Origin of the sequence: Arthrobacter burdickii (genome assembly GCF_030433645.1) — a bacterium.
Taxonomy (GTDB): domain Bacteria; phylum Actinomycetota; class Actinomycetes; order Actinomycetales; family Micrococcaceae; genus Arthrobacter_D; species Arthrobacter_D burdickii.
The window spans coordinates 163,189-176,492 of sequence record NZ_JAROCG010000001.1; the positions used below are offsets into that span (position 1 = coordinate 163,189).

Sequence of the window (13,304 nt, forward strand, 5' to 3'; positions counted from 1 at the left end):
TGACGACGCGACCGGGGCGGTCCGGGGCGGACGCGCCCGGCCGGCCGGGTTCCGATCAGACGCGCCGGACGATCAGACGTGCCGGCCGATCAGACGTGCTGGCCGAAGACGTGCCGCCGCACCCAGCCGTGCATCGCGATCGCGGCAGCCGCCGAGGCGTTGATGGAGCGCGTGGATCCGAACTGGGCGATGGAGAGCGTCGCCTCCGCGGCCTCGTGCACCTCCGGGGTGAGGCCGGGGCCCTCCTGGCCGAAGACGAGCACGCACTTCTCGGGGAGGTCGTAGGTCTCGAGCGGCACCGAATCTGGGAAGTTGTCGATCCCGATCACGGCCAGTCCCTCGGCTGCCGCCCAGGCGGTGAAGTCGGCCACCGTGGGGTGGTGGCGGACGTGCTGGTAGCGGTCGGTAACCATCGCGCCGCGCCGGTTCCACCGCCGTCGCCCGATGATGTGGACCTCCTTCGCGAGAAACGCGTTGGCAGTGCGCACCACCGAACCGATGTTGAGGTCGTGCTGCCAGTTCTCGATGGCGACGTGGAAGCCGTGGCGCCGCTCGTCCAGATCCGCCACGATCGCTTCGTGCGTCCAGTACCGGTAGCCGTCGACGACGTTCCGGGTATCCCCGTGCGCCAGGAGGCCGCGGTCCCAGTGGTCGCCGTCGGGCCACTCCCCCTCCCAGGGGCCGACGCCGACGGCGGGACCTCCCGGAGCTCCATCCGTGGCCTCGGGGGTGTCGGTCAGCTCCAGCAGGGGTTCTTTCACCGTCCAAGCGTAATCGGCGGCAAAGGTGGAAGACTGGCACAGGCAGTTCCCCGTGCGTCCGCCCTCTGGAAGGAAGCCCCATGCGCGAGAACGAACACATCGAGTGCTGGCTCACCGACATGGACGGCGTGCTGGTGCACGAGAACTCCGCCATCCCCGGCGCGGCCGAACTGATCGAACGGTGGGTGGCCACGTCGAAGCGGTTCCTCGTCCTGACCAACAACTCGATCTACACGCCCCGCGACCTCGCCGCGCGCCTGAAGGCCTCGGGACTCGAGATCCCCGAGGAGAACCTGTGGACCTCCGCGCTGGCCACCGCGCAGTTCCTGCGCGACCAGCTGCCCGGCGGCCGTGCCTACGTGATCGGCGAGGCCGGGCTGACGACGGCGCTGCACGAGGCCGGTTTCGTCCTGACCGACACCAACCCCGACTACGTGGTGCTGGGCGAGACGCGCACGTACTCGTTCGAGGCGATCACCACCGCCGTCCGCCTGATCCTCGACGGGGCCCGCTTCATCGCGACGAATCCTGACGTCACCGGTCCCTCGAAGGAGGGCCCCCTCCCCGCGACCGGCGCCATAGCGGCCATGATCACGGCGGCGACGAGCCGCGACCCGTACATCGTGGGCAAGCCGAACCCCATGATGTTCCGCTCGGCCATGAACCAGATCGACGCCCATTCCGAGACCACGGCGATGATCGGAGACCGCATGGACACGGACATCATCGCCGGCATGGAAGCCGGCCTGCACACCGTCCTGGTGCTCAGCGGCATCACGCAGCCGGAGGACATCAACGCCTACCCGTTCCGCCCGGCGCAGATCTGCGACTCGGTGGCGGACCTGATCGACCAGGTGTAGGAAGCAGCCTAGAAGAGCCGCTTCCGGCCGCCGCCGCGCGGCACCGGGACGTAGTCGCGTTGCACGGCGGCGACGATGCCCTGGTAGATGCCCGGATTCCATTGCGGGCTGGCGTGCGCGGGGAGCGCCCCGTCCGTCACATGATCGGCGGAGACCAGGTTGTCGGGCAGGCTACTCGCCCACCCGGCGCGGGCACGTGCATAGTCGACGACGCCGTCGCTCGGGTTCCCTGCGAACACCACCTTCGTGTCCCCGAGGGAGAGCCGAAACCTCGTGGCGTCGAAGTGGTAGATGTACGAGGACTCGGACTGGATCAGCTCGCTGCTGGGCGCGAGGGGCGAGAGCTGCTCGAGCGTCTGGTCCACGATCTGGCTCCACGTGCGCTCGTTCTTGTGGACGATCCGCTCGCCGAGCTCGTACGTCCCCCGCACGCTGATCGGCACGCGTACCCCGGCTTCGTAGAGCAGGACCACGCCGTCGAACATGCGCTGGTCCTGCACGTCGAAGCGGCTGGACGGCGAGGAGTCCAGCAGGACGAGCTCCACCGGGATGCCGCGGTCGCGCAGGCGGGCCGCCACTTCGACCGCCACCATGCCGCCGAAGCTGTGGCCGTAGAAGTAGAGCCTGTCGAGCCGGAAGTTCTCCACGTAGCGGTTCATCGTGGCCACGATGTTGTTGATGTCGAGCCCGCGGTTGGAATAGCCCATCACGGCCATCTGCGCGCGGCGGGACAGGACCGGACGCAGGGAGTTGAGGATCCAGAGCCCTTCCTCCCAGCTGGTCTTGTACCCGGGGAAGAGGACCCAGCGGTCGTCCGGGAAGCGTGCGCGTGCAACCTCGTCGTCGAGCGGCAGGATGCGCGTCTGCTCGCGCTGGGACTGGATGACGCGGGTGAAGGCGAGGTCCGCCGTCGCCACCGCGGCCGCGGCGGAACCGATGAGGAAGGACCGGCGGGAGGACTCGCGGAAGTCCCGTGCGCCGCGCAGGGCTGCCCGGACGTCGTCGTGCTTCACGCGCTTCCCTCCCGCGGCCCGCCGGGAGTGACCGTCAGGCGAGGCCCAGCTCGTCCTTGCCGAAGGCGAAGAGGTAGGGCACCTTGGCCTCGGATTCGATGCGTTCCTTGGAGCCCGTGCTCCGGTCCACGATGACGGCGACGGCCTGCACGTCGCCGCCCGCCCGGCGTACGCCCTCGACGGCGGTGAGCGCGGAGCCGCCCGTGGTCGAGGTGTCCTCGAGCACGACGACGGGGCGCCCGGACACGTCCGGCCCCTCGACCTGCCGGCCCATGCCGTGCGTCTTCTGGGTCTTGCGCACAACGAATGCGTCGATCGGCCGTCCGGAGTGGGCGGCAGCGTGCATCACGGCGGTTCCGACGGGATCGGCGCCCATGGTGAGGCCGCCCGCCGCCTCGAAGGTGATGCCGGCGTCGTCGAGCAGCTGGAGCATCACGCGGCCCACGAGGACGGACGCCTCGTGGTGCAGGGTGATGCGGCGGAGGTCGATGTAGTAGTCGGCCTCGACACCGCTGGAGAGCGTGACGCGCTCGTGCACCACGGCGAGTTCCTTGATGAGCTCGAGGAGCCGGGTACGGTCGGTGGTCTGCGCGGAGGTCTCGGCGGTCATGCGGCCAGTCTATCGAGAGGCACGGGACGCACCGTCACCGGCCATCAGCCCGTCGGCGCCCCGGAGAGACCGAGCACCATCGCGTCGATGCGCTCCGGAGACATGGCGTGGTGAATGGCGAGCATGCTCGCGCCCAGCACCGCGGCATGGACCCCCGAACTCGACTGGACGATCTGCAGGTGCTGCGTCGCCAGCGGAACCGTCCGCGAGTACACCGCCTCGCGGATGCCTGCGATGAACTGTTCCCCGGTGCGCGCCATCGAACCACCGATGACGATCACGGACGGATTGATGAGGCTGACGCAGGCCGAGAGCACCTCCCCCACATCCCTGCCCGCCTGGCGGACTGCATGGGCGGCTTCGGTGTTGCCCGCTCCCACAAGCCGGACGACGTCCTCGCTCGTCCGGGCATCGCTGCCCAGCGCTCGCAGCTTCGACGCGACCGCCGGCCCTGACGCGACGGCCTCGAGGCAGTCCTTGTTGCCGCAGTGACAGGGGACGCCCGTTCCATTGTGTACCCGGATATGCCCGATATCGCCCGCGACGCCGTCGGCACCCCGTTGCAACATACCGCTGGAGACGATTCCCGAACCGATGCCCGTGGCGACCTTCACGTAGATCAGGTTGTCGACGTTCGGCCAGGCGACGTTCCGCTCACCCAGCGCCATGATGTTCACGTCGTTGTCGACGAGGACCGGAACGTGGAAGTGGTCCTGCAGGTAGCCCGGAACATCGAACCCGTTCCAGCGGGGCATGATCGGCGGGTTGATCGGGCGGCCGGTCCTGTGCTCCACCGGCCCTGGCACCCCGATGCCGATGGCCAGCAGGTCCGTCAGTGCGCGTCCTGACTCCTCGAGCAGCCCGGTCGCCAGTTCCACCACCGCCTGGAGCACGAGGTGGGGACCGAGTGCCACTGCCATGGTTCGCTCGGCCTCGTGCAGGCGGTGGCCGGTCAGGTCCGTGACCGCCACCCGCAGATGGGAGGCCCCGATATCGACGCCGAGGACCACCTTGCGGCCCGCTCTCAGCGCGATCCGCGAGGAAGGGCGCCCGCCGGTCGAGACGGGGTCGTCGATGAAACCCACCAGCCCGAGTTCCATGAGCGCCTCCAGGCGCAGCGTGACGGTCGAGCGCGCGAGCCCCATCTGCTCCGCGAGTTCGGTCCTCGTGCGGGGGCGTCCGTCGCGCAGGATCTGGAACAGTCCGCTTGCCCCTGACGACCCGAGACCGTTGAAACTACTTATGTCACTCATCGACTCATTCCAGCACAGCTATCGACGGAACCGCCCGGGGGGTGAGGAGGTTGCCTGCAGGGCATGGCGCTGCTCCCCGACGTCATGGACGCAGGGGTAGCAGGCCGGGTTCAGGTCCTTCTCCCCCGTCGAGGTCCACGTGCTGCGAAGCGCTGTTGCAGGAGGACCGCGACGACGATGATCGAGCCCTTGGCCAGTGCCTGGACGGACGTGTCCAGGTTGTTCTGGGTGAAGACGTTGGTCAGGGTGCTGAAGATGAGGACACCCAGGACGGTCCCCATGATCGTGCCGCGTCCACCGATGAGCAGGGTTCCGCCGACGACGACGGCAGCGATCGCGTCGAGTTCGTAGAGGAGCCCGTGCGTCGAGGTTCCCGCAGTGGTCCGGCCGAGCATCATGATTCCCGCGATACCGGCTGCGAGCCCGGCAAGGACGTACAGGTAGACGAGGTGCCGCCTCACCTTGATACCGGCCAACCGGGACGCCTCCAGGTTCCCGCCGATCGCAATGGTCCGGCGGCCGAACGTGGTGCGGTTCAGGAGGAACCAGCCCGCCAGGGCCACGACGGCGAAGATCCAGATGAGGATGGGGATGCCGATCAGTTCGGCACGCATGACCTGCAGGAAGTCGCGGTTGCTCACGATCTGGGTGGTCCGGCCGGAGATGAGCTCGGCCAGACCTCGCGCGCCGACCAGCATTGCCAGGGTCGCGATGAAGGAGACGACATTGCCGTACGCGATCACCACGCCGTTGATGAGCCCGGCGGCGGCGCCGACAGCCAACGCCACGAGCACCATCAGGATCCACGACGACTGGGTGGCGGCGAGCTGCACACTTGCCATGGTGGCGACCACCGTCGTCAGGCCCATGACGGACCCGACAGAGAGGTCGATTCCGCCCGCGGTGATGACGAAGGTGACGCCGATGCTGATCACCCCGGTGATGGAGGCAAGCCGGAGGATGGTGAGCAGGTTCTCGAGATTGAGGAACCTGTCCCCGCTGGTGATGGCACCCACCACGAAAAGCAGCGCGAGCGCGATGACGAGGCCCAGGCTGCGGCCGGCCGGGCCTCTCAGGAAGTCCTGCAGGGGGGCCGCCTTCGACTCCGTGGAATGGTCGGCCGGGGCGCTGGGATGCGGGCCGGCCACCGTGGTCTTCTGCTCGCTCACGCGGCACTTCCCTTCATGACGAGGTCGAGCACACCGTGCTCGTCTATTTCGCTTGCCGTGGTCTGAGCGAGGACCTTGCCGTCATCGATGACGAGCACATTGTCGGCGAGGCCCAGGACCTCCTCGATCTCGCTCGAGACGACGATGATGGCCGTCCCGGCCGCTGCGAGCCTGCGGATGAGCCCGTAGATCTCGGAGCGCGCGCCCACGTCGACGCCGCGGGTGGGTTCATCGAGCAGCAGCACCGGTGTTCCGTGGACCAGCCAGCGGGCGAGGAGGATCTTCTGCTGATTGCCGCCGGACAGCGTCCGGGCGGGTCGGTCCGGATCGGCCGGACGGAGCTCGAGCGCGGTGATCTGCTCGCGGGCGGCGTTCCGCTCGGCCCGTTCGTCCAGGTACCCGGCACGGGCGAAACGCTCGAAGGTCGAGAGTGTGACGTTCTTGAACAACGGCTCGTCCAGGATGAGTCCCTGGCTCTTGCGTTCCTCGGGCGAGAGCCCCATGCCGGCTTCGACGGCCGATGCGACCGATCCCGGCCGGAGGGGTTTGCCCTTGACGGAGACCCTGCCGGACGAGGCCTTGCGCGCACCGTAGATGGTTTCGAGGATCTCGGATCGCTTTGATCCCACCAGTCCGGCGAACCCGAGAATCTCACCGGCCCGCACCGTGAAGCTGATCTTGTCGAAATGTCCGAGAAGTTCGACATCGTCCACCTCGAGCACCACCGGGGCGTCGGCCGCGATGGGCTGCCTTGCCGGGAAGATGTTCTCGACCTCCCTGCCGGTCATCAGGCGGATGATCTCCGTCTTCGGGGTGTCCGCGACACTGAGGCCGTTGGCCGTGCTGCGGCCGTCCTTGATGACCGAGATGCGGTCCCCGATCTGGCGGATCTCCTCGAGGCGGTGGGATATGTAGACGACGGCGACCCCCTGGGCGGTGAGTTCCCGCACTACGCGGAACAGGTTGGCGACCTCACCGGAGTCGAGGATGGCGCTCGGTTCATCCATGATGATCATCTTCGCGTCCCGTGACAGGGCTCGTGCCATGCTCACGATCTGCTTGTTGGCGGCGGACAGTGTGCCGACCTCGGTGGACGGCGAGAGGTTGCCGTGGCCGAGCCGCTTGAGCAGGGCCCGGGCGGTCGCGTTGGCTTTCCTGACGTGCAGAACACCTCTCGTCGCGCGCTCGTGGCCGAGGAAGATGTTCTCGGCCACGGACAGCCCGTCCACGACGTCGAGCTCCTGGTACATGGTCGCGATGCCCAGGGCCAGGGCGGCGGTGGGGTCGGAGAGGGAGATCTCCTCCCCCTCCCAGCGGATCTCGCCGCTATCGGGCTGATGCACCCCGGACAGCGTCTTGATGAGGGTGGATTTTCCCGCCCCGTTCTGGCCCATGACGCAGTGCACCTCCCCTGGAAGTACCTCCAGATCGACGCCTTTCAGCGCCTGCACACCAGCGAATTGCTTGGTGATTCCCCGGACTTCGAGCAAGGGCCGCGGCTGATCGTCATCGAACATGTGATCAAGCTAACACGTTATGTCGAACGCCGACAGAAAGGCGTCGATTTTCCTCGTTCTTCTGTTACTGTGATGCCAGTCACGCCCGGCTGCGGCTTGGATACGCCTGTTGCACCCTTGGCGGAGACGCACCTAACTCAACGAGGAGATTCAGATGCTTGCAGTTCGTACCAGCCGGAAAATGCTGATCACCACCGGTGCCTTCCTTGCTGTCGGCGCCCTTGTCACCGGGTGCACCCCCGCAGCGGAGGACACCGACACGCAGCCCACGAATGCATCGGTCGAGGGCAACCAGGCCAAGGGGGACACGGTGGTCATCGGGTTCTCCGGACCCGCCGCGGACCACGGGTGGCTGGGTGCCATCAACTCCGCCGCTACTGCCGCGGCGAAGGAGTACGAGGACATCGACCTGCGCGTAGCTGAAGGAACGAACGACGCGAATCTGCAGATCAGCCAGGTGGAGCAGTTCATCAACGACCGCGTCGATGCCATCGTGCTGCTGCCGACCGATGGCGCCGCCCTGACCCCGGTCGCCACCCAGGCCATGGAAGCCGGCATCCCCGTGATCAACGTCGACCGGGAATTCTCGAGCTCCTTCGCGGCACGCGCGACGGTCCTGGGCGACAACTACGGAATGGGCGTCAGCGCGGGCACCTACATCTGTGAGCAGCTCGACGGCAACGACGACGCGGTGGTCGCCGAGATCGCAGGCATCGACTCCTTGCCCCTGACGCAGGACCGCAGCCGGGGCTTCAAGGACGCCCTGGATTCCTGCGGTCTCGACGTGGACAACCGCGTCGCCGCCGACTTCACGGTCCAGGGCGGCGAAGCTGCGGCATCGCAGCTCCTGTCGGCAGCTCCGAAGATCGACGCCATCTGGAACCACGACGACGATCAGGGTGTCGGCGTCCTGGCTGCGATCGACAACGCAGGCCGCGACGAGTTCTTCATGGTCGGCGGCGCCGGCTCGGCCAACGCCATGCGCGAGATCCAGTCCGGTGAGAGCGTCCTCAAAGCCACCGTCATCTATCCCTCCACCCAGGCAGCGGACGGCATCCGCATGGCTCGCCTGATCGCCCAGGGCAAGGCCATGAGCGATCTCGTGGAAGTGGAAGTCCCGAAGCGTCTGGTCCTGAACGCCCCTGTCGTCACCAGCGACAACGTCGAGCAGTACCTGCCGACGGCCTTCGAATCGTAGAACGAGATAGGCGGGACGCCCTGCCACTGGCATGGCGTCCCGCCTCGATCCACCAGTCAGTACACGAGCCGCCGGATAAGAGGAACCATGCTGAATGACCTACCACCCCTGAGGATTGCGCTGATCGGGCACGGCTTCATGGGGGCCGCCCATTCACAGGGCTGGCGGGTTGCACCGCGCTTCCATGACCTCCCGGCCCGACCGGAAATGGCACTGCTCGTGGGACGCAACGCCCAGGGGGTGGAGGCTGCGGCCAGGAAATGGGGTTGGGAGGAGACCGCCACGGACTGGCGGGCGGCCATTGCCCGTGACGATATCGACGTGGTCGACATCGTCACTCCCGGTGGTTCCCATGCCGAGATCGCGATAGCTGCGCTCGAGGCAGGCAAGCACGTGCTGTGCGAGAAGCCGCTTGCCAACACCCTCGAAGAGGCCCAGGCAATGGCCGCCGCGGCGGACAGCGCCGGCAAGGACATCTTTGCGATGGTCGGCTTCACGTATCGGCGCGTTCCGGCGGCAGCCTTCGCGAGGGACCTGGTCCGGTCGGGCGCGATCGGCGAGATCCGCCAGGTACGGGCCGCCTACCTGCAGGACTGGCTGGCGGACGCCGAAGCACCCCTGACCTGGCGCCTGCAGAAGGACCATGCCGGATCCGGGGCGCTGGGCGATCTGGGTGCCCACGCCGTCGACCTGGCGCAGTTCATCACCGGCCAGAAAATCATCGGCGTCAGCGGCATCCTGAACACCTTCGTCCACGAACGGCCTCTGCTCGGTCAGGCATCAGGGCTCGCGGGTACCGCCGCAGCCGAGCGCGGGAGCGTCACCGTGGACGATCTCGCGCTCTTCAACGGCCGTTTCGACGGTGGCGCGATCGGTTCGTTCGAAGCCACCCGGATGTCCACGGGTCGCAAGAACGCGCTCCGCATAGAGGTTGCCGGCTCCACCGGCGCCATCTCCTTCGACCTGGAGAACATGAACTCCCTCGGCTTCTACGATGCGACGGCGCCCGACACCCGACAGGGATTCACCAACATCATGGTGACGGAACCAGCCCACCCCTACATCTCCGCATGGTGGCCCGCAGGCCATCTCCTGGGCTACGAGCACGGCTTCGCCCACCAGGCGAAGGACTTCGTCGAAGCGATCGCCGAAGGCCGCCAGCCCGAACCGTCGTTCGCCGATGGCCTGCAGGTGCAGAAGGTGCTCAATGGTGTGGAGCGCAGCGCGGACGCCGAGAGCGTCTGGACCAAGACCGTCTAGAACGGGTCTGCGGACCGAACCGAAGCCACTCCGCGGCGACGGCGACCAGTTGGCGGAGCACCTCGCCCCTTTCCTACAAGGAGACATTCCATGACCCGCAACTTCACCCTGTTCACCGGCCAGTGGGCCGACCTGCCCTTCGAGAAGGTCGCCGAACTGGCCGGGCAGTGGGGCTACGACGGCCTGGAGATCGCAGTCTCCGGAGACCACCTCGACGCCTGGCGCTGGGACGACGACGCCTACATCCAGGACCGGCTGGACATCCTGGAGCGCAACGGACTCAAGGTCTGGGCCATCTCCAACCACCTCAAGGGCCAGGCCGTCTGCGACGACCCCATCGATTTCCGCCACAAGGGGATCGTCGGTGCGAAGGTCTGGGGCGACGGCGACCCCGAAGGCGTGCGCCAGCGCGCCGCGGAGGAGATGAAGCTGACCGCGCGCCTGGCGAAGAAGCTGGGCGTGGACACCGTCATCGGCTTCACCGGATCCTCGATCTGGCAGTACGTGGCCATGTTCCCGCCGGTGTCCGCCTCCGTGATCGACGCCGGCTACCAGGACTTCGCGGACCGCTGGAACCCGATCCTCGACGTCTTCGACGAGTGCGGGGTCCGCTTCGCGCACGAGGTCCACCCCTCCGAGATCGCCTACGACTACTGGTCCACCCAGCGCACACTTGAAGCCATCGGGCACCGCCCGGCCTTCGGCCTGAACTGGGACCCGAGCCACTTCCTGTGGCAGCAGATCGACCCCGTCGCGTTCATCTCGGACTTCAAGGACCGGATCTACCACGTGGACTGCAAGGACACGAAGATGCGCATGGGCGGAGGCCGCAACGGCATCCTCTCCTCGCACCTGCCTTGGGGCGACCCGCGGCGGGGCTGGGACTTCGTCTCGACCGGCCGCGGCGACGTGCCCTGGGAGGACAGCTTCCGCGCACTCACGGCCATCGGCTACACCGGCCCCATCTCGGTCGAGTGGGAGGACGCCGGCATGGACCGCCTGCAGGGAGCGCCCGAGGCCCTCGCCTTCCTCAAGCGCTTCGACTTCGCGCCCTCGGAAACCTCCTTCGACGCCGCCTTCAGCCAGTAGGCTCCCGGACGTAACCCGGGCGAAACGCGACCGGAGTAGCCTAGGTGGATGCGTGAACTCCAGGCACAGATCATTGAGGAAATGGGCGTCCAGCCCACCATCGACCCTGCTGCGGAGGTCCGCCGCAGGGTCGGGTTCCTGAAGGACTACGTCCGGTCGTCGGGTACCCGCGGGTTCGTCCTCGGCATCAGTGGCGGGCTGGACTCCACCCTGGCCGGCAAGCTCGCCCAGCTCGCGGTCGACGAACTGCGGTCGGAGGGCATGGACGCCGACTTCATCGCGATGCGCCTCCCCTACAACGTCCAGAAGGACGAGGAGGACGCGCAGGCCGCCCTCGCCTTCATCCAGCCCCGCACCTCGAAGGTGTTCAACGTGGCCCCCGCCGTCGACGGCATCCAGCAGGAGTACGCGGACACCACCGGTGAGCCCATCTCGGACTTCACCAAGGGCAACACGAAGGCCCGCGCCCGTATGGTGGCGCAGTACGCCGTCGCGGGGCAGCACAACCTCCTCGTGATCGGGACGGACCACGGCGCCGAGTCCGTCACCGGCTTCTTCACCAAGTTCGGCGACGGCGGAGCCGACATCCTGCCCCTCTTCGGACTCAACAAGCGCCAGAACCGCGCCCTGCTGGAGGAACTGGGTGCACCGCCGGCCCTCTACAACAAGATCCCGACGGCGGACCTCCTGGACGACCTTCCCGGCCGGGCCGACGAGCACGAGCTCGGGCTCACCTACGAGCAGATCGACGACTACCTCGAGGGGCGCGAGATCGATCCCGACGCCGCGAAGTCGATCGAACACCGCTACTGGATCACACGGCACAAGCGGACAGTGCCGGTGACCCTGTTCGATTCGTGGTGGCGGGAGTAAACACCGCCGTTGGTAACGTAGGGTCCGTGAAGATCGCCACCTGGAACGTCAATTCCCTCCGCGCCCGTGCCGACCGTGTCGAAGCCTGGCTGAACAGGTCCGACGTCGACGTCCTGGCCATCCAGGAGACGAAGTGCAAGGACGACAACTTCCCCTGGGAGTTGTTCGAGAACAGCGGCTTCGAGGTGGCGCACTTCGGCCTCAGCCAGTGGAACGGCGTCGCGATCGCCTCCCGCATAGGGCTCGACGACGTCGAGCGCACCTTTCCCGACCAGCCCACCTTCGGCAAGCCCGGCACCGAGGCGGTGCAGGAAGCACGGGCCATCGCCGCCACCTGCGGGGGTGTCCGCGTCTGGAGCCTGTACGTCCCCAACGGACGGGCCCTCGACGACCCGCACATGCCGTACAAGATCGAGTGGCTCGACACGCTCCGTGGCCACGCCCGGCAGTGGATCACCGAGGACCCCCAGGCGCAGATCGCCCTGATGGGCGACTGGAACATCGCCCCGCAGGACGAGGACGTCTGGGACATCGACCTCTTCGTCAACGGCGGCTACACCCACGTCAGCCCGCCCGAGCGCGCCGCGTTCCAGGCCTTCCTCGATTCCGGGTTCGCCGACCTCGCGCGTCCGTACACGCCCGGGCCCGGCTCCTACACCTACTGGGACTACAAGCAGCTGCGGTTCCCCAAGAAGGAGGGCATGCGGATCGACTTCGTCCTCGGCTCGCCCGCCCTCGCCGCCCGTGCCGCCAACGCCTTCGTGGATCGCGAGGAGCGCAAGGGCAAGGGCGCCTCGGACCACGCCCCCGTCGTCGTGGAACTCAGCGAGCCGTGAGCCGGATGGGCGGTGGTGCCCGGCCGTTTCCCTACGTCTCCTATCTCCGCGTCTACGAGCCCCTCGACGCCTTCTCCGATTCGCAGCAGCTCGCCATCCTGGAACAGCGCGGGCGGGAGCGCGAACTGACCGAGGCGATCGAGCACGAGCAGTCCCTGCGACGCATTCTGCGCACGGTGTCGGATCCGTTCCCGCACCATGAACCGGACCTCGTCCGGGTCACGCACTTCCCCAGCCTGAACGGGACGACGGCGCCGTACTACTGCCCCAACCAGCTCGCCGTCCGCACCACGCTCGCCGCCGAGTCACTCGACCAGAGCCTGCGCGGACCCCTGATCGATGTCCTCGTTCCCGATGTGGCCCGCGAGGCCCACCAGGCGAGGCTGGACCCCGATACGTTCGCCGATTCCGTCGCGAAGCTGCACACGCGGTCGGCCACGTGGGGTGTGCCGTTCGCCTGGTTCGCGCTGATCCACGAGGACGACCTCACGGAGGTCGTCGAGGACGACGGCCGGGTCTCCACCGTGCGGATCACGGCGAGGATCGGCGACTGCATCGACCGTGGCCGGCGCTCGGTTGCCCAGCTCGCCATCGGCGCACCGGAGATGGACCTGCTCGATGAGCTCACGGAGATCGTCGAGTGGCTGGAGGTCTTCCGGCGCGACGCCGTCGTGGAGGTGGACTACGGCCCCGTGGCGGACAGGGTCTTCCCGGACGATTCACCGATGGACGTCCGGCTGGGCATCGAGAGCCTCGCCGAAGCAGACATGATGGGCGCGGCTGCCTCCTACCGCCGCCTCGCGTCACGGTGGATCCCGATCCGCCAGCTCGCGCGCGCCTCCTGAGGCACGAGGCGGCCTGCTCC

At 67.6% G+C, this 13,304-nt stretch carries 13 protein-coding genes; 7 read left to right on the forward strand and 6 right to left on the reverse strand.

The annotated features are described in order from the left end of the window. Positions 1-89: 89 nt before the first annotated feature. A complete protein-coding gene (locus P5G52_RS00710; protein WP_435868685.1) occupies positions 90-740 on the reverse strand; it encodes a TrmH family RNA methyltransferase in 651 nt (216 codons plus the stop codon). A gap of 101 nt (positions 741-841) precedes the next feature. Here P5G52_RS00710 and P5G52_RS00715 point away from each other — a divergent pair, with 101 nt between their 5' ends. Continuing rightward, on the forward strand, positions 842-1,621 hold the full coding sequence (locus P5G52_RS00715; protein ID WP_301224076.1) for an HAD-IIA family hydrolase: 780 nt from the start codon (positions 842-844) through the stop codon (positions 1,619-1,621). Positions 1,622-1,629: 8 nt separating this feature from the next. Here P5G52_RS00715 and P5G52_RS00720 read toward each other — a convergent pair whose 3' ends face one another. The 5 genes from P5G52_RS00720 to P5G52_RS00740 form a co-directional block, all read right to left on the reverse strand. Next, positions 1,630-2,634 (reverse strand): thioesterase domain-containing protein, encoded by a 1,005-nt coding sequence (locus P5G52_RS00720; RefSeq protein ID WP_301224077.1) that lies wholly within the window; start codon positions 2,632-2,634, stop codon positions 1,630-1,632. Between the two features lie 34 nt (positions 2,635-2,668). Further along, positions 2,669-3,244, reverse strand: coding sequence for an orotate phosphoribosyltransferase (gene pyrE / locus P5G52_RS00725; RefSeq protein ID WP_301224078.1), 576 nt, complete (start codon positions 3,242-3,244; stop codon positions 2,669-2,671). Between the two features lie 44 nt (positions 3,245-3,288). Next, positions 3,289-4,497 (reverse strand): ROK family transcriptional regulator, encoded by a 1,209-nt coding sequence (locus P5G52_RS00730; protein ID WP_301224079.1) that lies wholly within the window; start codon positions 4,495-4,497, stop codon positions 3,289-3,291. A 110-nt stretch (positions 4,498-4,607) separates the two neighbouring features. Continuing rightward, positions 4,608-5,666, reverse strand: a complete 1,059-nt coding sequence (locus P5G52_RS00735) for an ABC transporter permease (protein WP_435868627.1) — start codon at positions 5,664-5,666, stop codon at positions 4,608-4,610. Further along, positions 5,663-7,183, reverse strand: coding sequence for a sugar ABC transporter ATP-binding protein (locus P5G52_RS00740; protein ID WP_301224080.1), 1,521 nt, complete (start codon positions 7,181-7,183; stop codon positions 5,663-5,665). Before P5G52_RS00740 ends, P5G52_RS00735 begins: the two co-directional genes overlap by 4 nt. Positions 7,184-7,337: 154 nt before the next feature. Here P5G52_RS00740 and P5G52_RS00745 point away from each other — a divergent pair, with 154 nt between their 5' ends. The 6 genes from P5G52_RS00745 (at position 7,338) to P5G52_RS00770 (ending at position 13,284) form a co-directional block, all read left to right on the forward strand. Next, positions 7,338-8,381, forward strand: coding sequence for a substrate-binding domain-containing protein (locus P5G52_RS00745; protein ID WP_435868628.1), 1,044 nt, complete (start codon positions 7,338-7,340; stop codon positions 8,379-8,381). Positions 8,382-8,468: 87 nt separating this feature from the next. Beyond that, complete coding sequence (locus tag P5G52_RS00750; RefSeq protein ID WP_301224082.1) at positions 8,469-9,641, forward strand: Gfo/Idh/MocA family protein; 1,173 nt, start codon at positions 8,469-8,471, stop codon at positions 9,639-9,641. A gap of 90 nt (positions 9,642-9,731) precedes the next feature. Next, positions 9,732-10,730, forward strand: a complete 999-nt coding sequence (locus tag P5G52_RS00755) for a sugar phosphate isomerase/epimerase family protein (RefSeq protein ID WP_301224083.1) — start codon at positions 9,732-9,734, stop codon at positions 10,728-10,730. 48 nt (positions 10,731-10,778) lie between these two features. Beyond that, positions 10,779-11,603: an NAD(+) synthase gene (gene nadE / locus P5G52_RS00760; protein ID WP_301224084.1), complete on the forward strand. Its 825-nt coding sequence runs from the start codon at positions 10,779-10,781 to the stop codon at positions 11,601-11,603. A gap of 26 nt (positions 11,604-11,629) precedes the next feature. After that, a complete protein-coding gene (locus P5G52_RS00765; RefSeq protein WP_301224085.1) occupies positions 11,630-12,439 on the forward strand; it encodes an exodeoxyribonuclease III in 810 nt (269 codons plus the stop codon). Between the two features lie 5 nt (positions 12,440-12,444). Beyond that, on the forward strand, positions 12,445-13,284 hold the full coding sequence (locus tag P5G52_RS00770) for a DUF8083 family protein (protein WP_301228578.1): 840 nt from the start codon (positions 12,445-12,447) through the stop codon (positions 13,282-13,284). Positions 13,285-13,304 lie beyond the last annotated feature (20 nt).